Genomic DNA, 23,966 nt, shown 5'->3' with positions numbered 1-23,966 from the left:
CCTCTCCCCACCCGGTTGCCAGGGACTCCCCATGAGCCCGTCCGATCTCCGCCTCGCCGCCTTCCTCTCGGACCGCACCGAGGTCTTCCACTCCATCCAGCACCGCCACGAAATCTGGCGGCCGGATCCCTTCGACGTGGAGCGCGTGCACCAGGACGCCCGTGCCTCCTTCGAGCGCCTGCTCACCCGCGCCACCACGCCGCCCGGCCTGAGCTCGGGACGCATCCTGTTGCTGCTCGGCGAGTCCGGCTGCGGCAAGACGCACCTGGTGCGCGCCTTCCGCGCCCGCGTCCATGAGCACTCCCTGGGCTTCGTGGGCTACCTGCAGATGACGACGTCCACCAGCAACTACGGGCGGTACGTCCTCTCCAATCTCATCGAGTCGTTGGATCAGCCCTACTTCGAGCCCTCGCAGCCCGGCTCCGGGTTGATGAAGCTCTCCAGCGCGCTCTTCGCGCGGTGCGGCAAGTGGGCCGCCAGCCTCTCGCAGACCGAGACGGACGCGGACGACGTCCACCAGATCGTCAGCGACGCGGCCGACGAGCTCATCGATCAGCCCGAGCTCAAGGAGTTGGATCTGGATCTGCTGCGCGCGCTGCTCTACCTGCAGCGCAGCGAGTCGCGCATCAAGAACCGGGTGCTCAAGTATCTGCGCTGCGAGGATCTCTCGGAGCCGGATCGCAAGGTGCTGGGCGGGATGGTGCCGCGCATCCACGACGAGGATCCGAAGAAGATGGTGGAGCACCTGGGCCGGCTCATGCGGGCGCTGGGGCACTCGCTGGTGATCTGCGTGGACCAGCTCGAGGACATGTATGATCAGCACAACGCGGGCGAGCCCTTCCGGCGAGCCGTGCAGACGTTGTGCGATCTGGCCGATCGCGTGCCCTCGTCGCTCGTGGTCATCAGCTGCCTGAAGGACTTCTGGACGAAGCTGAGCCCGATGCTGACGCGTCCGATGCTGGATCGCCTCACGTTGGATCCAGCGCCCATCCATCTGCACAGCCTGCGCACGGCGGAGGAGGCGCGGCTCATCGCGGAGAAGCGGCTGGAGTACCTGTACGATCAAGAGAACGCGCCCTTCGAGGCCGCGGAGCCCACGTACCCCCTTCCGCACGAGGGTTTCGAGGCCCTGGCGGGCCTGCGGGCCCGCGACGTGCTCAACCACTGCCGCCGCTATCGGGAGCTCTCCGTCCATCTGGGCCGTCTGCCCGAGCACTTCCCGCTCGTGGAGGAGCTGACGAAGCCGGGCTCCCCGGAGAGCACTCCCGAATCCACGTCCGTCTCGGAGCTGGATCCGCTCTGGAACGACTTCCGCACCGGGTACAAGGGCTCGACGCCCGATGACGACTCGGAGCTGGCGGTGCTGCTCACGTGGGCCCTGAGCACCAGCACGGACGAGTGGGACGGCGGCCACCGCTTCGAGGCCAGGACGCTGGACGAGTCCATCCAGGTGGATGTCTCCCCCGGCAACACGAAGCTCCAGGTGGTGCTGTGCAACAGCAAGCCCAATGGAGGAGCACTCGCGCGGGAGATCGAGCAGGCCCGCAAGGAAGCCAAGGGCCGCACGCCCGTCGTCGTGCGCACCACCGTCTTCCCCAGCAATCCCAAGACGCAGGCGGCCGAGGAGCTGGGCAAGCTCATCGCCAAGGGCGGACGGCGCGCGGTGCTCGAGGACAGTGATTGCCGAACGCTGCTCGCGCTGCGGGACTTCCGCGCCCAGCACGAGTCCCGGGCCGACTTCGCCGCCTGGCTGCGCTCGGCCCGGCCCCTCACGCAGGTCAAGGCCCTGCGCGACATCCTCGATCTGGAGCATCTGCGTCCCGTGGCCCGCACGCCTCCGGCCGCTGCCCAGGCCCCAGCCACCGAGAAGCCCGGCACCCCGCAGCAGCCGCTCGCGCTCCGGACGGATCCGAAGCCCCAGGAGGCGTCGCCGCAGCCCTCGCGTCAGCACGAAGCGTCCCAGGAGCCTCCCCGGAGGCAGGAGCCCATGCGCATCGGCGAGCTGGAGAGCCTCTCGCGCGACACCGTCACCCTCACCCCCCAGGAGCTCATCCAGCACGCCGCGTTCCTGGGAGGCTCGGGCAGTGGCAAGACGACGCTCGCGCTCAACGTGGTGGAGCAGCTGCTCCTGCAAGGCATTCCGGCCATCCTCGTGGACCGCAAGGGAGACCTCGCCGGGTACGCGCAGGACGCGTCCCACCCCACCTGGACGCGCCCGCTCGATGATCCGCGCCGCTCCGATCGCCGGGCCCTGTTGCGCGATCGGCTCGACGTGGCGCTCTTCACGCCCGGGCACCCACATGGCCGCCCGCTGGCCATTCCCATCGTCCCGGACGGGCTCGGCTCGCTGTCCGAGTTCGATCGCAAGCAGGCCACGCAGCTCGCGGGCGACGCGCTCGGCGGCATGCTGGACTACCGGCACAGCGGCCGGGACAAGGCCTGCCGGACCGTCCTCACGCAAGCGATTGATCAACTCGTGCAGCTCTCGCCCGCGGGCGTCACGCTGGAGAAGCTCGTCTACTTCATCGACGAGAAGGATCCGCGGCTGGTGAACGCCGTGGGCCGGCTGGAAACGAAGCTGTTCGAGAAGCTGGTGCAGGATCTGGAGACGCTGCGGCTCAGCTCCTCGGCGCTGCTGGGCAGTGGAGGGGAGAAGCTCGACATGGAGCTGCTGCTCGGCCGGGGTGCGCACGCGCGGCCCGGGAAGACGCGGCTGAGTGTCATCAGCACCAAGTTCCTCGGGGACACCGACAAGGTGCTCTTCTGGGTGTCCCAGCTGCTCATCGAGGTGTCGCGCTGGCTGGGCCACCATCCCTCCACCGCGCTGCAGGCGGTGCTCATGTTCGACGAGGCGGACATGTACCTGCCGGCCACGCGCCAGCCCGCCACCAAGCAGCCGATGGAGAACCTGTTGCGGCGGGCGCGCTCGGCGGGCCTGGGGGTGATGCTCGCCACGCAGAGCCCGGGGGACTTCGACTACAAGTGCCGCGACACCATCCGCTCGTGGTTCGTGGGCCGGGTGAAGGAGAAGAACTCGCTGGACAAGATGAAGCCCATGCTCAGCGAGGCGCGGGTGGACTTCACCGCGAAGATTCCCAACCAGGTCACCGGCCAGTTCCACGTGCTGCGCGAGGGCAACGTCCAGCCCATGAAGGCGGATCCCTCGGTGCTCGCCACCGAGCAGCTCCCGGATGACGAGCTGCTGCGGCTCGCGGCGAGCACGCTGCCTCCGGCGGATCCGAGGCGCACGGGCTCCTGACGCCTCGTGCCGTTCCCTCTCCCTCTCCCGTTGGGAGAGGGAACATGCCTCGACCCTGCTCTTGCTGAATCGAGCGCCCGTCAGCTCACCGCCGCAGCAGCTCGTTGCCGATGGCGCGCTGGGCCTCGAACGTCCTGGGGATGGAGGAGGGCGACTGGTGCGTCCACAAGCCGAAGTTGAGCAGGCCTTGGATGCGCGGGTCGCTGCGGGCCAGGTCGTAATACTCCCAGTTCGCGCGGGCGAGCGACGCGTCATCGCTGTAGGCGCCCACCAGATAGGACTGCGGCACCAGCCAGAGCTTCTGGGAGGGAGTCAGGGTCGCACGCAGCGTGTTGAGGTAGCCCACCACCTCGGACATGGGGCCGTAATGGTCAAAGCCCACCCAGTCCGCGCGCGCGGGAGTGACGAGTGACGGCGACAGCGAGGGCACCGCGTGCACCACCATCACCGGAATGGTGGGGAACGTGTCCTTGAGGGTGTTCACGCACGTCTCCAGATCCCTCACGGAGACGCCCACCCAGTAGGGCTCATCGATGACGTAGAACCCGCCCACGCTCCCCAGGTACGGGGTGATCTGCGTGACGAGCTGGTTCCAGGCCTGGACATAATCCGGGCGCAGCGCCGAGCCGTTGAAGAACTGCCAGCGCGTCTCCAGCAGGCACTTCACCCCGCGCGCGGCGCAAGCGGCGAGATCCTCGGGGCGCTGAACGAAGTTGAGGTTGGTATGGGCCGTCACCTCATCCAGGTGGGGGCCATGACTCCCGGACTGGGCCCAGTAATAGCCATAGTGCTTCAGGTGGTTGACCACCGGGGAGACCGCCACGTCATCGAAGCGGGACACCTGTCCCTCCTCCACGTACGCCCCCAGGTAGAGGTACGCCGAGGAAGGAAGCACGCCGGGCCCGTTGAGCCGGGCGGAGAAGGACACACCGTTGACGGTGCCGAGCACCTGTCCGTCGCGCACGGCGAGGCTCACCGAGTACCTGTCCGCCGCGGGGACGCTCCCCGGCGTCACCGTCATGAACTGGCCATTGTCGAAGATGCCCAGCCCACCGTTGGAGCGGATGAGGAAGCCGAAGTCGATGTCCGCGTTGCTGACGTAGCCGCTCGAGGTCCCCGTGCCGCCGAGCATGACGGACATCCAGTTGCCGCTGTCACGGGCATCGGAGACGACGGGCTCGGCGACGAAGGAGAGACGGAAGGCCCCCGAGGCATCCCGCGAGAAGGGCTTGTCCATGCGCAGCGCCGAGGGGGACGCATGGAAGGAGAGCGTATCCGGGCTCCAGATGTGGTTGACCTGGGCCACCCAGATGCTGGGCGCGGGCGCGGGGTACCACAGGCCCGAGAGGCGCGTATAGGTCGCCGGAGCCAGCGAGCCGGACTGCCTGCCCGCGAGGTTGTCGTTGAGCCCCGTGCCGTTGGCGTTGTTGGCACCGTTGAAGGTGTCCCGGAACTGCTCGGTGGGAATCAGCGCCTGCTGTCGCGACGCCGGTGCTTCCCACTCGGGCTCCGTGAGCCCCGCACTGCACCCACACAGCACCGACACCGCCAGCCAGCCCATTCGAATCCGATGCATTGCTCTCTCCCCACGAAGACGGTGGCCTTCATGATCCACCATCGGTTGGAGAGGCTGTATCTCATTCCCCTCACGCTTCGTGTACAGCCAACCAGACAGGCGTCGCGGCTCTCCCCCGCCCTCTCCCAGGGGAAGAGGGCGCCAGCTCAGCGCTCGGGGATGTCCGTCAGCTTGAGCTTGAACTGCGTCGTCTTGCCCACCCGGATGGGAACCGACAGCTGCCGCCGCTTCCCGTCCGCGCCCTTGATGCGCAGCAGGTGTCTGCCCGCCGGCACCGGCTTCTTGATGAGCGGCGTCTTCCCCAACGAGCGCCCGTTCAGGAACACCTCGGCCTCCGGCAGCACCACCAGCGTCAGCGTGCCCTGCTTCACGCCACGCACCGGCTCGTCGTCACCGTCCTTCTTCGCCGGCTCCTCCGAGGCCTTCTCCTGCGCCTGCTCCGGCTCGGCCGCCCGCGCCGTGGGCTCCGGCTCCGCCTTCTTCTGCCCCGGCGGCTGGAGGGGCGTCATCGGGGACACGTCCCCCAGCGGCATCGGAATGGGTGTCCCCTCCTCCTCCTGCGCCTTCATCGCCGCGAACAGCTTCACCACCCCGTAACCCGCGCTCCCCCCCACCACCAGCAGCGCGATCAGCACCGCCCAGAACCTCGCCGTTCCTCCCCGCGAGGGCTGCTCCGCCGTCCGCGCCTCCCTCGCCGCCACGGGCGCCTCCCGCGTCACCCGCCTCCCCGTGGTGTGCACCCCCGCCGCCGGCGCCTCCTCCGGCTCCGCCCTCCTCGCCCTCTGGCCCCGCGCGAGCATCGTCTCCTTCGGATCCGCCTGCCGCGTCTCCTCCGCCTTCCGCGCACGCGCGTCCGGCCGCGGGGACTCCGGTTCCGTGGACGCCCTCTCCGGCTCCTCGCGGCCTCCCAGCATCCGCGCCATCTCCGCGTCCACCGGCTCCTTCGCCTGCTCGACGCTCTCCAGCAGCCGGCGCGTCGCCTCCCTCCGGTCCCCGAAGTGCTCGAGCATGAAGGCCGCCCGCTGCTCCGCGTCCATCAACAGTCCGCCCGCCGCGGCCTCCAGCGCCTTCGCCATCTCCCGGCCGCTCGCGTAACGCTGCTCCCGCTCTCGTGCCAGCGCCTTGAGCACCACCTCCGGCACCCCCGGGGGCAGCGTGGGCACCTTCACCCCGGGATCCGGAATGGGCGCCTTCAGGATCATCTCCATCTCCTGGCGCTCCGTCTCCGCCGAGAAGAGGCGCTCGCCCGTGAGCAACTCGTACAGCATCACCCCGGCGGCGAAGAGATCACTGCGCCCATCCAGCGGCTCGCCGCGCACCTGCTCGGGGGACATGTACCCGGTGGTGCCCTTCACCATGCCCACCTGCGTGCGCACCACGCCGTCGCGCGCCTTGGCGATGCCGAAGTCCAGCAGCTTCACCCCCCCGTCGTACGTCACCATCACGTTCTTCTGGGACACGTCCCGGTGGATGACGGGCGAGGGCTTGCCTCCGGGCGTGGTGAAGGCGTGCGCGTAATGCAGCGCCAGGCACACGTCGCGCACCACCGCCAGGGTGAAGCCCACCGGCAGCACCTGGCCCCGGCGCCGCGGCACGTCGGCCACCTGGTTGAGGTTCTGCCCCGCGATGAACTCCATCGCCAGGAAGAGGCCCTCGGCGTCCTGGCCCAGCTCGAACACCTGACCGATGTTCGGGTGGTTCAGCGCCGCGGTGATGCGTGCTTCATCCAGGAACATCTTCTCGAACTGCTCGTCCCCGCGCGCGTCCGGCAGCACCCGTTTGAGTGCGACATACTTGCGGAACCCGCCCGGCCCCGAGGTGTAGCCCAGGAAGAGCTCGGCCATGCCACCCACTGACAGTTGGGTGAGCACCTCGTATCTTCCGATGCGCTGGCCGTGGTGCGGATCGGGGAGAGCGGAATTCAGCGGCTGGGGAGCCCCCCGGACCGGTGCGGACATGGGCCGAACCATAGCCCACACACCCTGTGGACGGCCTGTGGATGGCCGGGACCCCCGCTGTGGATAACCCCCCGGGTGATCCACACCCTGTGGATGGCCGGGGATAAGCGCCAACTTCCCCACATGTAGCAGGTTCGGGATTCCTCAGGGGTTCCGCGAGCTTGCTGACTTTTCCACAAGCCCACAGCCCCTTCTGTTACCTCTGATCTAAATAAATACCTATTCACTCAGTACAGAAACAGAGGGCCCTGGGGACAAGTGGAACTGTGGAGAAACACCCCCGGCCCATGGCCATCGGCCACCGGCTGCCGGACAGCGGCTCCCGGACCCGGCAGGCCCCTCAGTACCGGCCCCGGATGAGCGAGACGAGGGTGAGGCGGGCGCGAGGGGCATCCAGCTCGATGCCCACGTCGCAGCCGGCCAGGAGGAACTCCAGGGTGACGGGGCCGTGGCGGGGCAGCAGGCAGCGCTCCTGCCAGGCCTGGACGGCGAGGCGGAAGAGCTCGCCCAGCAGGGTGTGCCGGGTTTCGGATGGCAGCTGGTCCATCCCGGGCTGCAGCTCGTACGGGATGCAGACCGTGAAGGCCTGCGCCAATTGCTCGGAAATGGCGGATTCGATGGAAGCCATGACTGGGGAACTTGCGAGAAGCATACCGGGAGGAGGGCCTGTGTTTTCGGGGGTTTGGCGGGACTCCCCCCCGGGGTGGACCGTAGAAACGCCAGTGCCCGCGAGGGTGGGGTGGTGAACGGGAGGAAGGAGGATGTGGGGCGGGCCCCCTCGTGCCTGGGAGGAGCGAGGGCTATAGCCGTGGGAGCGGGGGCTCACGCATGGCGAGCGGAACGAGAGTGGACGGTTGGGGGCGGGTGCTGGCGGCGGTGCTGCTGTGCGGGCTGCTGGGGGCCTGCCGTGAGGAGCAGCCGCCCCTGGTGGGCTCCTCCAGCCAGGTGCGCTTCTCGCAGGAGGCGCTGGCCTTTCCGGCCACGTACGTGGGTGCCACGCGGGAGGCCTCGGTCCGGCTGGTGAGCGCGGGGCGCTCGGGGGTGAGGGTGGTGTGGAACGGGGTGCAGGGGCCCTTCTCGGTGGAGGGGCTGCCCGCGGAGGTGAGGCCCTCGGAGGAAGCCTCGGTGAAGGTGCGTTTCACTCCGGGTGCGGAGGGGACGTTCTCGGCCACGCTGGTGGGCACGGACGAGGCGGGCCGCACGGTGACGCTGCCGCTGTCCGGGGAGGCGCGGCTGGCACCCCCCTGTCCCATGCCCTCGGCCTGCCACCGCTTCACGTTCGACCCCGAGCGCGAGGAGTGCGTGGAGGAGGTGCTGGAGGACGGCACGGGGTGCGATCCGGGCAACGCGTGCGTGCTGGACGCGGTGTGCCAGCAGGGCCGCTGCAAGGGGCGCGAGCGGGTGTGTGACGACGGCAACGCCTGCACCACGGACGTGTGCAGCCCGCTGGATGGGTGCCAGCCGGTGCCGGCGCCGCCGTGCCCGGGGGATGGGGCGTGCCAGGAGGGGTGGTGCGATCCCTCGCGGGGCTGCCAGTTGAGGCCCGCGCGCAACGGCACCTTCTGTGGCGAGGCCCGCGGGTGCGATCTGGCGGACGTGTGCGTGGAGGGGGCGTGCGTGAAGAGGGATCCGCCGGACCACTTCGTGTGCGCGCCGGCCTCGCCGTGCCAGGGAGAGGGCCGGTGCAAGGGCTCGGTGTGCGAGCGGCCGCCGGCGAGGCCGCTGGTGCCGGACTGGACGTACGACGCGGCGGGGCGGGATCAGAAGCTGCACGATCTGCTGGTGGGCCCGGAGGGGGACGTGACGCTGGCGGGCTTCTTCGAGAAGCCGGTGCTGGACGCGGCGGGGGAGGCGCCGGTGCAGGCGCAGGTGACGGGGCGGCGGTGCATGTTGTGGAACGAGCGGCTCTTGTGCATGGACCTGCCGCAGCAGGGGAAGGTGTCGCTGATGGAGCGGGCGACGGCGGCGCCGCGGTGGAGCTTCGATCTGGGGAGGGCGAGGCCGGACATCGCGGGGAAGTCCTCGACGCTCTTCATGGCGAGGCTGGCGGTGATGGCGCCGGATCGGCTGGCGGCGCTCTTCGAGGCGTACCCGGCGGGGCAGGACTCGAGGACGCAGTGCCGGCTGTACTACCTGGTGGTGCTGGACGCGGCGGGAGGGCTGGTGTCGGCGCAGCTGCTGGAGGATGCGCTGCTGTCCGAGTGCAACCACCCGCACCCGTTCGGGCTGGCGTCGGATCCCTCGGGGGACCTGTACGTGACGTTCAGCCCGACGGTGAACCCGGGGGCGCCGCTGAGGGCGGGGGCACCGACGCTGGTGATGGCGTTCTCGTCGGACGGGGTGCCGCGCTGGAGGAGGACGCTGCCCTTCCCGGGAGGCGAGCTGGGGCTGGTGCGGGGGCTGCTGCTGCCGGAGGGAGGAACGGAGCCGCTGCGCACGTCGGATGGAGAGCCGGTGAAGGCGCTGCCGTCGAAGCTGGGGAGGGCGGTGGCGACGCGCGAGGTGCTGGTGCCGAGCCCGGCGGGAGCGACGGTGAATCCGGACGGGGTGCCGGTGGAGTCACCGCGGTTGGAGGGGTACGCGGTGCCGGGGTTGGAGCCGGCGTGGACGTACCGGCTGCCGGCGGGGAGCAGCTTCGTGTCGAAGGAGCTGCGGCTGGGGACGTGGCCGGAGGGAGGGGTGAAGCGGACGATGGTGCTGGGCTTCGCGACGGAGGGACGGAGGCCGGTGCTGGTGGGCGTGAGGGCGGGGGATGGGAGCGAGGCCTTCCGGTGCGAGCTGGGGTACTCGCCGAAGACGATTCCACAGCTGTTCGAGCTGGGACCCGGGTCGCTGACGATGATGGACGGGGCGACGAGCTGCGGGGAGTGCGATCCCCCGTTCTCGGAGAGCAGGGCGCGGTTCCAGCGCTTCACGCTGCCGGGACTGGAGCCGGCCGAGGCCCCCTGGCCGGGGACGTTCGGCGGGCCGGGACATGATCACCACGAGGACCCGGTGCGCGCGGCGCCGTGAGGCTGCCAGAGCCTGGTGGCATGGACCGGACAGGAAGGGCTCCGGAACACCACCTTTCAGGTCATAAAAAGGGTGCATTCACGCCGTGCGGCGTCTAACATTCCCCGGGATGACCATCTCCTGGTTACCCGCTCAGCTCGAAGCCGTGTCCGAAGTGCTCGACAGGTATCCTGCGGAGAGCAATCGCTGTGAGTTGGCTGCAAGGGAGCTTCTCCCCATTGCCCGTCAGCTCGAGGTGGCGGCGAGAGCGCGCAAGCTGTTTCCCGTTGAAGGCCGCTTCCTGGTTCCCAAGCGTGGGGTACGTTGGTGGGAGCATGTCGCCGTGCACGTGCAGCAGCATGTCGTCGACGCGCTGACCGGTGCCCATGGCACTCCCGAGCAGTCCTATCTTGACCAGCACTATCTGTATCCCGACCGCCTGGCCTGGCGGGAGTGGGACGAAAAGGAAGTGGCGGTGAAGCAATGAGCCTGTTGCAACGGACTCTGCTCGAATTCATTGATGAGCGGCTCGAGTCACTCCTCCGGGTGCCGGAGATGTGGGGGTCGGACGAGAGCGTCGAGTTGCAGGTGCTGCAGTTGCTGGAGCTCCGCCTGCTCACCCTGAGCCCTTCCTTGAAGGAGGAGGTGGCGAGGGTTCAACAGGAATACGTCCGATATATCCGGGAGATGTTTCCAGGTGAGCCGCCCGAGTCGCTGGCTGCGTTGCTGTCGAGGCAGGGGCGTGGCGCGGAACTGACCCGCGTACTGCGGGGGTTCGTTGACATGGAGCGGAGAAGGGCCCAGGAGGCCCTGGAGCGATTCCCCTCGGGCAGGCGTTTGCTCGATGATGTGCCCGGACAGCAACGTCCCCTTCGTCACTACGAGCTGAATTGATGTACGCCACCGCGCATCGGGTGTCCCGGAACGGTCAGACGGGCGTCAACGCCTTCCTGTACCTGCATGGTCGGGACTTTCCCTGGCCCGAGAATGCCTCCTCGCTTCCGGATACGAAGCCGGGAACACCGACGGATCGTCAATCCATCTCGGTCCCACCCGGGAGCAATCCCGTCCATTCCTACCTGGATGTGGTCGCTCCGGATGGAACGCCCCGAGCCATTCTCCTCGAAGCCTTGAAGCTGTTCCGCCAGGATGTCTCCGAGCGAAGCAACCCGGCGCTCTTTGTCTTCGGCGAGGTCACCCTTCGGTTTGGAGTACGGATTGGCCTCGAATCGGAGCGTGACTCCGAGCTCGACCGGCTGCTCGTATCCCTGGAGCAGGTGCTGCCGCCGGTCTGAGGGACGCCCGAGGAGCATCCGGGGGAGCACCCGTTCCTGGCTCGCGTCCGCGCCCCTAGCTTGAGGGGGTGATCGACGAAAGGCGGTGACACCGTGACACAGCCCCCGTTTCCGAGGCGCGGCCTCCTCGCTCCCCTGGCGGCGGTGCTGGTGTGGGGTCTCGGCCCGCTCGCCGCGGCCCAGGTCACCGCCTCCGCCCGCGAGCCCCTCCTGCTCCAGGTGGGCGAGCGCCGCTTCCAGCTCCAGGTCGGCTCCCAGGCCATCTCCGGCAGCGGGCTCGAGCTGCGCCGCGTCCAGGGAGGCCTGCGCGGCAGCCTGAAGGGCCAGCCCGTGGAGCTGAAGTGGAGCGAGGACGGCGACATCACCGGCCGGGCCGCCGGCGCGTCCGTGCGGCTCGATGCCATCCCCCGCGCCCCCCAGCCCGGGCTCGTCCTGCGCGGTTGGTTCGGCGCGGATCCGGCCGAGCTGACGCTGACCCCCACGGGCATCTCCGGCAGCGTGGGCGGCTGTGACTACTCGCTGCCCCTGGCCGGCAACCGCTACGCCGGCTGGCGCACGTGCGACACCCTCCGCGGCCCACCCTCCCCCGTGACGCTGCGGATTCCCGACGACATCGTCCCGCTCGGCCTCGCCGAGGAAGGCGCCCTCCTGGCCCTCCTGCTCTCGGACGAGGCCCTTCCTCCGGCTCCCTCCCCGGGGGAGACACCGGGCGTGGGCGGCTCGGGCTCCCCATCTCCATGAGGAGAACCCAGACACAGGAGGCTCCCATGGCACGCAAGGCGTTGGCATGGCTCGCCGTGCTCGGGCTGGTGGCCCCGGCGGGCGCGCAGGAGGTACTGGACGCGGTGCCGGAGGATCTCCCCGACAACATGGACGAGTTCCGCAGGACGCCGCTCTCGGATGACTCTCCCGTCACCGCCGAGGACCTCCCCATCACCGACGAGACGGCGGGCGTGGGCGGCTCGGGGACGGCGGGCACCGGCGAGGAGGCCCGCCAGGGCGAGCTCTACGGCGAAGTGGTCAACGTACGGGGGGATCAGCTCTGGCTGCGGCATGGCGGGGCCGTCTTCCCGCTCGAGCTGACGCCACGGACCCGCTTCACCCCGGATCGGAGCCAGGCGCTCCAGCCGGGACGGGAGGTGCGGGCGCGCTTCACGCTCGAGAAGGACGGTTATGTGGTGAACGCCCTGGAGCCCGCCGGGCAGGTGCCGGCGACGAAGCAGCCCGGGGAACGGTGAGGGAGAAGAACGGATTGCGTGCACGCAGCGCCGGTCTGGGGTAATGCCGAGTCTCGTGCCGAGTGGGAGAGCGATGGAAGACCGTCCGTACGTCCTCATGTCCAGGGACGAGCCGTCACAGCCTCCCGCGTCGACCCGGATACCGATGCAGACCGAACCCGCCGCCATCGCCTTCTGCCGGGAGGTGTTGCCGGCGGTGTCACGCACCTTCGCGTTGAACATTCCCGTGCTGCCGCGCCCGTTGGACACGGCGGTGATGGTGGCCTACCTGCTGTGCCGGATCGCCGACACGCTGGAGGACGAGGCCCACGGCCCGGCGAGCGAGGTGTTGCTGGCGGAGCTGGCGCGGCTGAGCACGCTGCCGGCGGGGTGGGAGGCGGACGCGCGGCGCTTCTCGGAGGAGGGGGCGCGGGTGCTGAGGGCGCAGGCGCCGGAGGCGGAGGTGCGGCTGGTGGAGGGGACGGCGCGGGTGCTGGAGGCGCTGGCGCTGCACGCGGCCCCGGTGCGCGAGCACGTGGCGGCCTGCGTGGCGACCATGACGAAGGGCATGGGGAAGATGGGGGACAAGGGCCGCGCCTCGGGAGGAGGCCTGGGGCTGGCGAGCCTCGAGGAGACGCTGGAGTACTGCTACTACGTGGCGGGGACGGTGGGGGAGATGCTGACGCGGCTCTTCCAGTGGTACTCGCCGGCCATCGCCGAGCGCGCGGCGGCCCTGGAGCCGAGGGCGGTGGCCTTCGGTAACGCGCTGCAGCTCACCAACATCCTCAAGGACGTGCGCGAGGACCTGGAGCGGGGCAGCTGCTGGCTGCCGAGGACACTGTTGGCCGAGCACGGCCTGACGCCCGAGGCGCTGCTGGAGCCGGGCAACCGGGGCGAGGCGATGAAGGCGCATGGGCAGATGGTGGCGGTGGCGCACCGGGAGCTGCGCAAGGCCTTCGAGTATGTGATGGCATTGCCGGGGCAGGAGCGGGGCATCCGCCTGTTCTGCCTGTGGCCGCTGTTCCTGGCGGTGATGACGCTGCGCAAGCTGTATGGCAACGCGGCGGTGCTGGAGCGGCGGGCCGTGAAGGTGTCGCGGCGCACGGTGAAGTGGGTGGTGGCCTCGACGAAGCTGCTGGTGGGCCAGGACGCGGCGTTGAAGCTGATGTTCTCCACGCTGACGGCCCCGCTGCCCCGGTAGCCCCTCAGTTCCATGGCAGGGCGGAGCGTTTCGTCCAGTAGGTCTCCGGTGGCTCGCCGAGGCGGCGCAGCTTCTCCCATGCCTCGTCCCCGAGCCTCACCTCCAGCGCGCGCACGTTGCTCTGGAGCTGCTCCACGGTGGTGGCCCCGCTCAGCACCACGGATACCCATGGCTGCGCGAGCACCGCGGCGATGGCCACCGCGTCCACCGTGGCGCCCAGGCCCGCGGCCACCTCGTGCAAGGACCACAACGCCGGATCCTCGTTGCGCGCCGTGAGCCGCCCGTTGGCGACGGCCTCCTTGATGATGACACCCCAGCCCGCCGCATGGGCCTCGGCGAGCACCGGTCCCGCCGAGGGCTCCAGCAGGTTCCACGTGGCCTGCACGCAGGAGAACAGCGGCGAGCCGCCGGCACGTATGTCCAGGGCCCGCCGCAGCACCTCGGCCTGCCGGGGCCCACTGAGCGACAGCCCCACGCGCACCCCCGAGTCCCTCAGCCGTCCGAGCTCCTCCCGGACTCCCGTGTCCTCCAGCACGCCGCTCTCGAAGGTGGCCGAGTGGATTTGATACAGCCGCAGCCAGGGCCCGAGCAGTGTCTGGCTTTCGGCCCACTGCCGGCGCAGGGTGGGCAGCGAGTGGTCCTTCACCTCGTGGCGCTCGGCGTCCACGCGCCAGTTGGCGGTATAGGTGTAGCCCCACTTGGAGCCGGCCACGACGTCCTCCGGGCCCAGGCCGCGAGCCTTCAACCACGAGGCGAGGAAGGCCTCGGCCCGGCCATAGGAGCGGGCGGCATCGAAGTAGCGGACGCCCGAGAGGTACGCGGCATCCAGCACCTCATGGGCCTGGCGCTCCAGGGCCTCGGCGGAGCGATCGCCGCCGAGATCCTCCGCATGGCCGAGGGTGATGTACCCGGGGCGGCCGAGCGCGGCGAGTCCGAGGCCCAGGGGAGACACGGCGGGCCCGGAGGCCCCGAGGGTGCGTGACATGGCCTCCTGCCTACCCGAAGCGGGTGGCCGTGGGGAGGCTCGTGCGGCGGCTCTGCGGGAGAGTGGACGGCCGGATTGTGGAGAATTTGGGGACGGAGCCGGTGCCTTCCTGTAACCGAAAAGGGTCGAGGCACTTATCCACAAGATATGAGCCAGGAGAGACGAAGCCGATACGGGGTGCTGCTGCTCCTGCCGTTGTTGGTGCTCGGGGGGCTGGCGGCCGGGAAGCCGGAGTCCGGGCATTCACATGGCGAGGGCACGAAGGTGTACGCCGTCCAGAAGACCGAGGCGGAGTGGAAGCAACAGCTCACGCCCGAGCAGTACAGGGTGTTGCGCCAGAAGGGCACGGAGCGCGCCTTCACGGGGAAGTACTGGGACCTGAAGGCCGCCGGCACCTACCACTGCGCGGCGTGTGGACAACCGCTGTTCAGCTCGGAGACGAAGTTCGACTCGGGCACGGGCTGGCCGAGCTTCTGGCAACCCCTGCCCGGCGCCGTGGACACCCACGAGGACAGGAGTGGGTTCATGGTGCGCACCGAGGTGGTGTGCAGCCGTTGCGGCTCGCACCTCGGGCACGTGTTCGACGATGGCCCGGAGCCCACGGGCCTGCGCTACTGCATGAACTCGGTGTCGCTCGACTTCCGGCCGAAGTGAGCCTCACGCGCCGCGCTTGCGGAACACGACGGTGAAGTTGTTGCTGGGCATGTCGATCACCCGATCGAGCTCCAGCCCGTGGGCTCGCGCCTCCGCGGTGACGGCGCCCAGCTCGCGCACACCCCAGGCCGGGTTCCGCTCGCGCAGCGAGGCATCGAAGGCGAGGTTGCTCGGCGCGGTGGGCCGGCCCTCGATGAAGTACGCCCCGTAGAGGATGAGCGGCCCTCCGTGCGGAAGCACCCGCGCCGCACCGCGCATCAATCCCTGACACGCCTCCCACGGGGAGATGTGGACCATGTTGATGCACACGATGGCGTCCGCCGACTCCACGGACCAGGGGGAGGCACTGGCATCCAGCGCGAGCGGCTCGAGCACATTGGGCAGACCCTCGTCCCGGCGCCAGGCCTCGATGCTCGAGCGGGCGACGGCGTCCGCATCGGTGGGCTGCCACACGAGCCGCGGAAAGGCGCGGGCGAAGAAGACGGCGTGCTGCCCGGTGCCACTGGCCACCTCGAGGACATTTCCCCGCGAGGGCAGGAGCTCGCGGAGGACGGGGAGGAGGGGCGCGCGGTTGCGTTCGGCGGAGGGGGCGTGCTGTTTCATGGGTTGCGCATGCTCCCCCGACGATTGCTCCCCCGTCACAAAAATCCGCCCGATATCCCCTCTCCCCCCGGGATAGGAGCCCCCCGTCGTTCAAAGGGGGGGCAAGCCCCCCGGGGTGAGGGTATCCGAGTCCGTGTTCATCCCTGGAAGCGAGACTCCGCGTGCCTTGATTCCCTCTGTGCCCGGGGAGAGGCTCACCCGGTGCTGCCCTTCCTGCAGAGCCATCTGTCTTTGATCGCGGGAGTCCTCTTCACGCTGCTGGTCATCGGGGTCCGGGCGGCGAGCGCGGACGCGCAGTTCCGCAAGGAACTCCAGGGAGCGCTCGGCTTCCTGATGACGTTCCTGGTGCTGCGCGTGGTGGACGGGCAGTTCGGAGATGTACTGCACCCGCGGGTCCTCCCGCTGCTGCGCGTGGCGTGGATGCTCACGTTCGCCTTCGGCGGCATCCGCGCGGGCATGTCGCTGGGCGTGCTGACGCTGACGCGCCTGGGCATCCGCACCCCGCCGCCGAAGATCCTCCGGGACGTGGTGGAGATCTCCCTCTACGTCATCGCCGTGGTCCCCATCCTGCGCGCCGAGCTGGCCATCGATCTCACGAGCCTGCTGGCCACCTCGGCCATCGTCTCGGTGGTGCTGGGTCTCGCGATGCAGGACACGCTGGGCAACCTCTTCGCGGGCCTGTCGTTGCAGCTCGAGCGCCCGTACCAGGTGGGGGACTGGGTCACCATCAAGGAGATCACCGGGCGGGTCGTCCAGGTGGCGTGGCGCGCCACGAGGTTGGAGACGTCACGCAAGGAGATCATCACCCTGCCCAACAACATCTGCTCCAAGGAGGCGGTGAAGAACTACTCGCGGGGCGGGCAGCCGGTGGGGGTGGACCTGTCCTTCCATGGCCCGTACGACCGGGCGCCCAACGAGGTGAAGGAGGCGGTGCTGGAGGTGCTGGAGCAGGTGCCGCTGGTGCTGGGCGTGCCGCCGCCGATGTGCCGCTCGGTGGGCTTCGAGGAGCTCGGCATCCGCTACCAGGTGCGCTACTACGTGGAGGACTACTCGAACGCCGACGCGGTGATGGCCGAGTTCTACACGCGCATCTGGTACCGCTTCCGGCGCGAGGGCATCGAGCTGCCGGCGCAGCGCAAGCTGAACATGCCGCTCGGGGCACCGGGCTCCGAGTTCTCCGAGGAGCTGGTCGCCGACATGCTGCGGCGGGTGGACCTCTTCAAGGTGCTGCGCGAGGAGGAGCGGACGAAGCTGCGGCGGGAGATGGTGGCGCGGCGCTTCGCCCGGGGCGAGCACGTGATTGTCCAGGGCGAGAAGGGCAACACCTTCTACCTGGTGGGCCGGGGCGAGCTGAGCGTGCGCACGGGAGGGGTGGAGGTGTCGCGGCTGTCGCGGGGCAACTACTTCGGGGAGATGTCGCTGCTGACGGGCGAGCCGCGCACGGCGACGGTGGTGGCGCTCACGGACGTGGTGCTGCTGGAGCTGGGCCGGCCGGTGTTCGCGCGCCTCTTCGAGGAGCACCCGGAGCTGGCGCCCAAGCTGTCCGGAATGCTGGCGCACCGGCGCATGCAGCTGGAGGCGGCGATGACGGCCTCGGGCGAGACGCTGCCCATCACCGAGGAGGTGGACATCCTCGGCCGGCTCAAGAGCATCTTCCGGCTCGACTGAGCCCTGGAAACGAGAAGGGTGGAGACATGGAGCCCCCCAGCCCCATGTCCCCACCCCGGTACCTCGTGATCCGCGGCCCGTCCTACTTCAAGAGCTACTCGTACCGCACCTGAGAACCGCCCGAGCTGTTCACCTGTACGCTCGCGGGCTTCTTCCCGGCCTTCACCGTCGAGCCACCGGACAGGTTGCCCTGGATGCTGCGCTCGGGGGAGGCCTCGACGCGGGTGCCGCCGCTGGCGTTCACCTGGAGCGACTCGAGCCGCAGCTTGCCGGCCTCGATGACCGAGCCGCCGCTGCCGGTGACCTTCAGCTCACCCGCGCTGCCCTCGAGGCTCAGCTCCGAGCCGCCGCTGGCCGCCACCTGGACGTTCTTCGAGTCCACCCGGGTGAGCTCCACCTCGGCGCCCCCGCTGGCGGCCACCTCGAAGGTGTCCACGCGGGTGGCCTCGGCGTCCACGTCGGCGCCGCCGCTGGCCGCCACGCTCTCCACGCGCGGGCTGGTGACGTACAGGCGGACGTTCTTCAGGCCCTTGCCGAAGTAGGACGATCCCTTCTCCACCTGCGTCGTCAGCACGCCGTCCTTCACCTCGAGCTTCACCCGGGCCAGGTCGTCCTTGCTGCCCTCCAGGCGTACCGACTTGGGACCCGGTTTCACCTCGGCGTGGATGCCATGGGCCACCGCCACACCGCGGAAGTCGGGGACCTCGATCTGCCCGGCCTTGGCGGCGTCCTGCGCGAAGGCGGACGTGGAGGCCAGGAGGGCAACGGGGAGGAGCAGGGAGCGCAGCTGCATGGTGGAACCTCGGAGAAGGGAGAGGCCGCGGGGCCTCGTGTTCCTCGAGGTACGCACCGCCGCGCGAGCGATTGCACGCGGGCCGCCCGGCCGCTCACTCCCGGACGAGCTTCTCGAGGGGCGCGCGGATGGAGGTGACCTCGCCCGCCTTGATCTCCACCGGGAGCTTCAGGGTCTTGAAGCGGGGAGCCACCAGCCGCAGGGTGTACTTGCCCGGCGCGAAGGGCACCCGGAAGAGGGGCGTCTCGCCCAGCACCTGGCTGCCCAGGTACACCTTGGCGTAGGGCTCGGTGGCGAGCGTCAGGAAGCCCTTGTTCCCCGAGGGCTCGGCCGCGCCCGTACGCTCGCGCTCCAGGGCCTGCCAGGCCCGATCCGCCTCGTCCGCCGTGGTCACCTGCTCGGGCGACGTCTCCACGTTGGACGCGGTGCGTGGGGCCGTCCGGCGCGAGGTCGTCCCCTTGCCGCGCTTCGCCGGTTGCGCCGGCGCCTCGTCCTTCGGGGAGGCCTCCGTGGATTCATCCGGCGGCGAGCCCGGAGCGGTGCCCGCGTTCTCCTCTGGCGGCACGGCGGCCAGGGCTTCCGTGGGGGCGGCGGCGTCCGGTGGAGCGCTGGCTTCCGGCGGGGCCGCGGCGGCGGTCTCGGGGGTGGCGGACTCCGGCATGGCGCTCGCGGCGGCCTCGGGGGCGGTGGCCTCCGGCGTGGCGTTCGCGGCGGCGGCCTCGGTGCTCTCGGGAGTCTCGGGAGCGGGGGCGGAGTCACCCGGGATGGCGGGTGCGGTCCGGGCCTCCGGTGGGGACTCCGTGGCGGGGACCGCGGGGGCCTCCGGTGGAGGCGGGAAGAGCTGGGAGGACACGAGCCCCCCATCCAGCCTCAGCACCACGAGGGTGGCGAGTCCTCCCACGAGGAGCAGGAGGAGCAGCGCGGCCCACAGCACTCCCCGGCGCGAGGGGGCCGAGGGGGCCGAGGGGGCCGCGGGGGCCGTGGCCTCGCTGTTGGTGAGGGTGGCCTCCTCCGAGGGATCGACCTCCCGCTTCACAGGGGTGTGTCTGCGGGAGATGGGCTGGGGATGGACGGGCGTGAGCTCTTCCTCGTCCGGCTCGTCGCTCCGGGGCCCGGGGAAGGAGCGGGAGGCCGCGGGCGGTTCCGGCCCATCGTTCTCGGGCTCCACCGGCCGCGAGGGCGTGGCCGGCGGCCGGAGATAGGGAGCGGTGAGGAACTCCGGTCCCTCGTCGTCCTCGGGCTCCGGCGTCCGGGCCAGCGGCGCGCGCCGGGCGGGCGCGGTGGGGCTCTCGGAGGGGAGCGGGGGAGTTGCAGGCAACGTGGACGAGCCGGTGGGCAGGGTGACGGCGTCCTCGGGCTCCGGCGAGGGCCGGCGGGCGACGCGGGTGGAGTCGTACCGGGGCTGGGTGGCGTCCGAGTCCGAGGCGGCGGGCTGCTCGCCGGCGGGCGAGGAGCGGGGCGGCCGGATGACGGCGGTCTTCAGCCCGGGCTCGTTCTCCGGGAGGGCGGGCACGGCATCGGAGCGGCCCAGGCTGCCGCGAGGGCGCGGCTCGGCGCGGGCCGGCTCCGGAGCCGCGGCCCGGTTCTGCTCCACGGGCGTGGGGGAGCGCACCGGGCGGGGCGGCTCGGTGAGGACGGGCAGCGAGGGCAGGGTGGAGGGATCCACCTGGGCGCGGGCCGGGGCGGACGGAGCCGGGGCCCGGGGCGGCTCGATGAGGACGGGGAGCGAGGGCAGGGTGGAGGGATCCACCGGGGCGCGGGCCGGGCGGGCGCGGGCCGTGGCCGTCTGGACTCCGGTCTCCTCGGGAGGAGGAGGCGGCGTGGAGGGGAGCTGGGACGAGGAGGTGGTCCGCTTGTCCCCCGGGAGCGCGCCGGGAGGCTTCGCGACGACGGGGTAGGGGACGAGCTCCGTCTGATCCGGCCGTTCGCGGCCGGGCGCCGGGAGGTGGGGCGCGGAGATGATGGGGAAGCGCGGCGCGTTGGGCGTGGGCGTGCGCGGGGGCGGGCCCGCGGCGGCGGCCGCCTCGGGAGGAGCCGGCGGCGGGACGGGCGCGTCCTTGTCCGGGAAGAGCTGGGCGAGCTTCACCACGCCCGTGCCGTCGACACCGGCGCGGCCACTGGCCAGCAGCTGCCGGGTCTGCTCGCGGCGCTCGGCGAAGAGGCGGCGCAGCAGCTCGCCATTCTGCTCGGGCAGCCAGATGAGGGGGCCCGCCGCGCGCTCCAGGGCGCGGGCGAACTCGAGCGTGGTGGCGTACCGGTCCGCCCGCTTGCGCGCGAGCGCCTTGAGCACGATGGCATCCAGCTCGGGGGGGATGGCCTTGTTGGCGCGCGAGGGCTCGGGGATGGGGTTCTTGAGCACCGCCTGCACCACGGCCGCCGGCACCTTGCCGGGGAAGAGCCGCATGCCGGTGAGGCACTCGTGCAGCACCACACCCAGGCTGAACAAGTCGCTGCGGGCATCCAGCGGCTCGCCGAGAATCTGCTCGGGGGACATGTACCCGCTGGTGCCCTTCACCATGCCCACCACGGTGCGGCTGACGGCGGACAGGCTCTTGGCGATGCCGAAGTCCAACAGCTTGGTGACGCCCTCGTACGTCACCATGATGTTCTTCTCGGCCACGTCGCGGTGGATGACGGGCGAGGGGTGGCCGAGCGCGTCCGTGAAGGTGTGCGCGTAGTGCAGCGCGAGCGCGGTGTCCCTCACGGTGGCGAGCCCGAGGCCCATGGGCATGGGCTCGTTGGTGGCGCGGCAGGCGCGGGCCACTTCCAGGAGCGTGGCGCCGGGGACGAACTCCATGGCGAGGAACAGCTCGTCCTCGTCCACGTCCAGGTCGAACACCTGGGCGATGTGGGGGTGGTTGAAGGCGGCGGTGACCTTGGCCTCGTCCAGGAACATCTGGACGAACTCCTCCTGGCCCTGGATGTCCGGGAGGATCTTCTTGAGCACCACGGGCTTGTGGAAGCCGGCCAGGCCCCGCTTGGAGGCGAGGAAGATCTCCGCCATCCCACCGGTGCTCAGACGGCAGAGCACCTCGTAGTTGCCCATCTGCCGGCCGCGCACATCACCCGGCGCGAAGGGGAGCTTCGACCCAGCCATTCGAGAAAACCAAGCTTATAGGACTCGGGGCTCGAAGGTGAAAGCCACCCCCGTGATTTTCACCGTAATTCTTTGAAATCGCTTGATCCCGGAGAAAGGGATGCGCAACGGGCGGATTGCGCAATGGAATCGTTGCGCAATATCCTCGTTGCACGATTCGAGCAGCGGACGGGGAGCCGACATGCCACCGAGGAACATCGCAGGCGCGCCAGCGCGGGGACCGGACTTCTGGGGCCGGGAGAGGGACGTGGAGGTGGTCTGGAAGCTGCTGGAGCGAGGGAGCGTGCTGCTCACGGCTCCGAGGCGCTGGGGCAAGTCGTCGCTGATGTACGCGCTGCATGATCAGCCGTGGCCCGCCTGGAGCGTGCGGCAGCTGGATGTGGAGTACGTCGAGACGCCCGCTCAGTTCCTCACCGAGCTGGCGGCCAGTCTGATGCAGCTGGATCCAGTCCTGGGGATGCTCAAGAAGACCAAGGAGCTCCCCACCGATGATCTGCGCATGGCCCTGCTGCGGCACGGTCTGGACAAGGTCGAGCTCGATGACCTGGTGGCGCGGCTCGAGTCCGACTACTACGTGACGCGCAGCGGGGGTGAGGTGCGCTTCCACAGCAACTTCCTGAAGGACTGGTGGCTGCGAAATGCCCCGGGAGTCCGGAGGAAGCCATGAGCCAGCGCGCGCCCCTGCTGTTCAATCCCTCCCGGGCCTCCTTCGAGGAACTGGAGAAGACCTTTGTTGGCAGGTGGCCGCAGATGGAGGCGCTCGAGCGCGACCTGCTCGCGGATGGCGCGGGTCCGAGCACCCGGCACTGGCTGCTGATAGGGCCTCGTGGCTCGGGCAAGAGCCACTTCACGGAGCTGCTCAGCCGGCGGCTCCGGCAGAACCATGGGTGGGGCGTCGCCCGCCTGCCGGAGGAGCACTACCAGGTCGCCAGCGTGGCGGAGCTGCTCGAGCAGATCATCATCCGCCTGGAGGGGCTGAAGGCTTCTCCCTTCGCGCAGGAGCGGGATCCGCGCAAGGTGGAGGAGCTCGCGATCGATCGGCTGAGGTCGTGGAGGCAGAAACATGGGAAGCCCTGCCTCGTCGTCCTGGAGAACCTGGGCCAGTTCCTCGATCGGAAGCTGACGGCGCGCCGGGACCAGAGCCGTTTGAGGGAGGTCCTGATGCAGGAACCGCCCTTCATCCTGCTCGCCACGGCGACCAGCTATGTCGAGGCCACGGTCGAGCACAGTGCCCCCTTCTACGACTTCTTCCAGATCAACACGCTCGAGGAGCTATCCAGGAAAGAGGTCATCGGGCTGGTTCAAGCGCGTGCGCAATGGGACCAGGACGAGAACCTGCTTGGGAAGATGGAACAGGTCAGGCTCCGCATCGAGGCCATCTTCCACTTCAGCGGGGGTAATCCAAGACTCGTGCTGGCGCTGTATGGCGTCCTGCGGCACGGCGTCACGGAGGATCTGCATACCCAGCTCCTCGAACTGCTCGACGAGGTGACTCCGTATTACCAGGCACGACTCAACGATGTTTCCCCGCAGATGGTCCGCATCCTGACCGAGATGGCGTTGGCTGAAGGCCCGCTGACGCCGACGGAGGTCGGGCGCAGGACGCGGCTCACCACACCACAGGTCACGGCGAACATCACCAGGCTCGTCAACGAGCGATTCGTCTGTCCGGGGGGGCGGCCCGAGGACCAGCGCAGCCGCTACTACGAGCTGACGGATCGCCTCTTCCGGATCTGGATGCAGATGCGCGAGGGCGAGTCCATCCGCCAGCGGTTGCATTTCCTGACGGAGTTCTTCCAGCACTGGTATGGCCGCAACCCGGAGGAACTGAATCGTGACACCGCTCGTGTGGCCCAGACCTTCCTCGGGTCTGACTCCCAAAGAGGGCCTGTGGCAGAAGAATTGGAAGAATGGCTCTCGGAGTTGCACATCGGGTCAGGCGTGATGGAAGAGACGTTCCGCACCCACATGCCCCGGCTGGCGCGCGTTCCCAGCCTCCGTCCCCACGTCCTGGAGTGCTACCGGCGCCTGCGGGAGAGGGGCATCCTCGCGGAGGACATTCCTCCCTACTCCACCGCTCTCACCGTCCAGGAGGCACCCTCGACACAGAGAGCACTCAGCGCCCTGCACCCGGAGATGCGCGAGGCAGTGGTCCTGCTCCTGGGCCTCGCTTCCGGCGAGGCGGTGAACTCCAAGCAGCAGAGCACCGCGTAGCGGCCCATCCGCCAGCCGCGCGCCTCAGCCGGAGCGAGGGGGCACCTCGAACCGGCCATTCGCGAAAACCCCGCTCGTAGGACCGGCAGCTCCGGAGCGAAAATCCCCACCGTGATTTTCGCGTGAGAGCGCAATCACAGCGGATTCCACCCACATCCGAGTACCCACGAACCGCTGAGCCTGGTGTGACACGGAAGCTCGGGGGGTGAGGTGTCCGGGGGTTCATTCTCAAGAACCAGAAGAAAACTCCAGGAGGCACGGAATGCCCATGCCCTGGGTGCGGCGAGGGGAGGAGGCAATGCCTACCGGCGGTACGAGGGAGCTGTTCACTGTCCGGCGTGCCACGGAGGCGGGGTTGGGCAGCAACGCTTCCGGAGATCCGGCCCCGGGGTGCCGCTGCAAGGGCTTGGGCGTGTGTCCACATTGGCGGAACCGAAATTCCATCCAGGTGGCCG

Annotated in this window: 19 protein-coding genes; 12 read left to right on the top strand and 7 right to left on the bottom strand. The window is 69.8% G+C overall.

Annotated elements, in window-relative coordinates:
* Positions 1-31: 31 nt before the first annotated feature.
* Positions 32-3,259: an AAA family ATPase gene (locus VFZ09_RS40320; protein ID WP_329733109.1), complete on the top strand. Its 3,228-nt coding sequence runs from the start codon at positions 32-34 to the stop codon at positions 3,257-3,259.
* Positions 3,260-3,344: 85 nt separating this feature from the next.
* Here the strand turns inward: VFZ09_RS40320 and VFZ09_RS40315 are convergent, their stop codons facing one another.
* The 3 genes from VFZ09_RS40315 to VFZ09_RS40305 form a co-directional block, all read right to left on the bottom strand.
* Positions 3,345-4,835, bottom strand: a complete 1,491-nt coding sequence (locus tag VFZ09_RS40315) for a hypothetical protein (RefSeq protein WP_329733108.1) — start codon at positions 4,833-4,835, stop codon at positions 3,345-3,347.
* A 146-nt stretch (positions 4,836-4,981) separates the two neighbouring features.
* Positions 4,982-6,793 (bottom strand): protein kinase domain-containing protein, encoded by a 1,812-nt coding sequence (locus VFZ09_RS40310; RefSeq protein WP_329733107.1) that lies wholly within the window; start codon positions 6,791-6,793, stop codon positions 4,982-4,984.
* Between the two features lie 340 nt (positions 6,794-7,133).
* Positions 7,134-7,421 (bottom strand): hypothetical protein, encoded by a 288-nt coding sequence (locus VFZ09_RS40305; protein ID WP_329733106.1) that lies wholly within the window; start codon positions 7,419-7,421, stop codon positions 7,134-7,136.
* A 200-nt stretch (positions 7,422-7,621) separates the two neighbouring features.
* Between VFZ09_RS40305 and VFZ09_RS40300 the strand changes: the two genes are divergently transcribed.
* The 7 genes from VFZ09_RS40300 to VFZ09_RS40270 all read left to right on the top strand — a co-directional run bounded on the left by VFZ09_RS40300 (position 7,622) and on the right by VFZ09_RS40270 (position 13,497).
* A complete protein-coding gene (locus tag VFZ09_RS40300; RefSeq protein WP_329733105.1) occupies positions 7,622-9,805 on the top strand; it encodes a tenascin-X in 2,184 nt (727 codons plus the stop codon).
* Positions 9,806-9,914: 109 nt separating this feature from the next.
* Complete coding sequence (locus tag VFZ09_RS40295) at positions 9,915-10,271, top strand: hypothetical protein (protein ID WP_329733104.1); 357 nt, start codon at positions 9,915-9,917, stop codon at positions 10,269-10,271.
* Positions 10,268-10,678 (top strand): hypothetical protein, encoded by a 411-nt coding sequence (locus VFZ09_RS40290; protein ID WP_329733103.1) that lies wholly within the window; start codon positions 10,268-10,270, stop codon positions 10,676-10,678. The genes VFZ09_RS40295 and VFZ09_RS40290 overlap by 4 nt, the downstream gene beginning before the upstream one ends.
* The gene (locus VFZ09_RS40285; protein ID WP_329733102.1) at positions 10,678-11,079 is read left to right on the top strand and encodes a hypothetical protein; all 402 of its coding nucleotides are present in this window, start codon (positions 10,678-10,680) and stop codon (positions 11,077-11,079) included. Before VFZ09_RS40290 ends, VFZ09_RS40285 begins: the two co-directional genes overlap by 1 nt.
* 93 nt (positions 11,080-11,172) lie before the next feature.
* Positions 11,173-11,820 (top strand): hypothetical protein, encoded by a 648-nt coding sequence (locus VFZ09_RS40280; protein WP_329733101.1) that lies wholly within the window; start codon positions 11,173-11,175, stop codon positions 11,818-11,820.
* Positions 11,821-11,846: 26 nt separating this feature from the next.
* Positions 11,847-12,317, top strand: a complete 471-nt coding sequence (locus tag VFZ09_RS40275) for a hypothetical protein (protein WP_329733100.1) — start codon at positions 11,847-11,849, stop codon at positions 12,315-12,317.
* Positions 12,318-12,462: 145 nt separating this feature from the next.
* Positions 12,463-13,497, top strand: a complete 1,035-nt coding sequence (locus VFZ09_RS40270) for a phytoene/squalene synthase family protein (protein WP_329733099.1) — start codon at positions 12,463-12,465, stop codon at positions 13,495-13,497.
* A gap of 4 nt (positions 13,498-13,501) precedes the next feature.
* Here VFZ09_RS40270 and VFZ09_RS40265 read toward each other — a convergent pair whose 3' ends face one another.
* A complete protein-coding gene (locus tag VFZ09_RS40265; RefSeq protein ID WP_329733098.1) occupies positions 13,502-14,482 on the bottom strand; it encodes an aldo/keto reductase in 981 nt (326 codons plus the stop codon).
* Between the two features lie 264 nt (positions 14,483-14,746).
* Between VFZ09_RS40265 and msrB the strand changes: the two genes are divergently transcribed.
* Complete coding sequence (gene msrB / locus VFZ09_RS40260) at positions 14,747-15,136, top strand: peptide-methionine (R)-S-oxide reductase MsrB (RefSeq protein WP_349257913.1); 390 nt, start codon at positions 14,747-14,749, stop codon at positions 15,134-15,136.
* 3 nt (positions 15,137-15,139) lie between these two features.
* Here msrB and VFZ09_RS40255 read toward each other — a convergent pair whose 3' ends face one another.
* Positions 15,140-15,739 (bottom strand): DUF938 domain-containing protein, encoded by a 600-nt coding sequence (locus tag VFZ09_RS40255; protein WP_329733096.1) that lies wholly within the window; start codon positions 15,737-15,739, stop codon positions 15,140-15,142.
* A 201-nt stretch (positions 15,740-15,940) separates the two neighbouring features.
* Between VFZ09_RS40255 and VFZ09_RS40250 the strand changes: the two genes are divergently transcribed.
* Positions 15,941-17,407 carry a mechanosensitive ion channel family protein gene (locus VFZ09_RS40250; RefSeq protein ID WP_329733095.1) on the top strand — a complete coding sequence of 489 codons (1,467 nt, stop codon included), beginning with the start codon at positions 15,941-15,943 and terminating at the stop codon, positions 17,405-17,407.
* A gap of 94 nt (positions 17,408-17,501) precedes the next feature.
* Here VFZ09_RS40250 and VFZ09_RS40245 read toward each other — a convergent pair whose 3' ends face one another.
* Complete coding sequence (locus VFZ09_RS40245; protein WP_329733094.1) at positions 17,502-18,200, bottom strand: head GIN domain-containing protein; 699 nt, start codon at positions 18,198-18,200, stop codon at positions 17,502-17,504.
* Between the two features lie 94 nt (positions 18,201-18,294).
* Complete coding sequence (locus VFZ09_RS40240; RefSeq protein ID WP_329733093.1) at positions 18,295-21,297, bottom strand: serine/threonine-protein kinase; 3,003 nt, start codon at positions 21,295-21,297, stop codon at positions 18,295-18,297.
* Positions 21,298-21,478: 181 nt separating this feature from the next.
* Between VFZ09_RS40240 and VFZ09_RS40235 the strand changes: the two genes are divergently transcribed.
* Complete coding sequence (locus tag VFZ09_RS40235; RefSeq protein WP_329733092.1) at positions 21,479-21,964, top strand: hypothetical protein; 486 nt, start codon at positions 21,479-21,481, stop codon at positions 21,962-21,964.
* Positions 21,961-23,511 (top strand): AAA family ATPase, encoded by a 1,551-nt coding sequence (locus VFZ09_RS40230; protein WP_329733091.1) that lies wholly within the window; start codon positions 21,961-21,963, stop codon positions 23,509-23,511. Before VFZ09_RS40235 ends, VFZ09_RS40230 begins: the two co-directional genes overlap by 4 nt.
* Positions 23,512-23,966 lie beyond the last annotated feature (455 nt).

Source organism: Archangium sp. (genome assembly GCF_036277355.1).
In the GTDB taxonomy this organism is placed as follows: domain Bacteria; phylum Myxococcota; class Myxococcia; order Myxococcales; family Myxococcaceae; genus Archangium.
Note: the sequence above shows the minus strand (reverse complement) of the source record. Positions and strands in the feature narration are given on the sequence as shown.

Coding starts and splice junctions, on each gene's coding strand:
- VFZ09_RS40290 (WP_329733103.1), top strand. CDS start 10,268: ATGAGCCTGTTGCAACGGACTCTGCTCGAATTCATTGATGAGCGGCTC.
- VFZ09_RS40300 (WP_329733105.1), top strand. CDS start 7,622: ATGGCGAGCGGAACGAGAGTGGACGGTTGGGGGCGGGTGCTGGCGGCG.
- VFZ09_RS40305 (WP_329733106.1), bottom strand. CDS start 7,421: ATGGCTTCCATCGAATCCGCCATTTCCGAGCAATTGGCGCAGGCCTTC.
- VFZ09_RS40270 (WP_329733099.1), top strand. CDS start 12,463: ATGCAGACCGAACCCGCCGCCATCGCCTTCTGCCGGGAGGTGTTGCCG.
- VFZ09_RS40235 (WP_329733092.1), top strand. CDS start 21,479: ATGCCACCGAGGAACATCGCAGGCGCGCCAGCGCGGGGACCGGACTTC.
- VFZ09_RS40265 (WP_329733098.1), bottom strand. CDS start 14,482: ATGTCACGCACCCTCGGGGCCTCCGGGCCCGCCGTGTCTCCCCTGGGC.
- VFZ09_RS40255 (WP_329733096.1), bottom strand. CDS start 15,739: ATGAAACAGCACGCCCCCTCCGCCGAACGCAACCGCGCGCCCCTCCTC.
- VFZ09_RS40315 (WP_329733108.1), bottom strand. CDS start 4,835: ATGCATCGGATTCGAATGGGCTGGCTGGCGGTGTCGGTGCTGTGTGGG.
- VFZ09_RS40285 (WP_329733102.1), top strand. CDS start 10,678: ATGTACGCCACCGCGCATCGGGTGTCCCGGAACGGTCAGACGGGCGTC.
- VFZ09_RS40240 (WP_329733093.1), bottom strand. CDS start 21,297: ATGGCTGGGTCGAAGCTCCCCTTCGCGCCGGGTGATGTGCGCGGCCGG.
- VFZ09_RS40295 (WP_329733104.1), top strand. CDS start 9,915: ATGACCATCTCCTGGTTACCCGCTCAGCTCGAAGCCGTGTCCGAAGTG.
- VFZ09_RS40230 (WP_329733091.1), top strand. CDS start 21,961: ATGAGCCAGCGCGCGCCCCTGCTGTTCAATCCCTCCCGGGCCTCCTTC.
- VFZ09_RS40320 (WP_329733109.1), top strand. CDS start 32: ATGAGCCCGTCCGATCTCCGCCTCGCCGCCTTCCTCTCGGACCGCACC.
- VFZ09_RS40275 (WP_329733100.1), top strand. CDS start 11,847: ATGGCACGCAAGGCGTTGGCATGGCTCGCCGTGCTCGGGCTGGTGGCC.
- VFZ09_RS40245 (WP_329733094.1), bottom strand. CDS start 18,200: ATGCAGCTGCGCTCCCTGCTCCTCCCCGTTGCCCTCCTGGCCTCCACG.
- VFZ09_RS40310 (WP_329733107.1), bottom strand. CDS start 6,793: ATGTCCGCACCGGTCCGGGGGGCTCCCCAGCCGCTGAATTCCGCTCTC.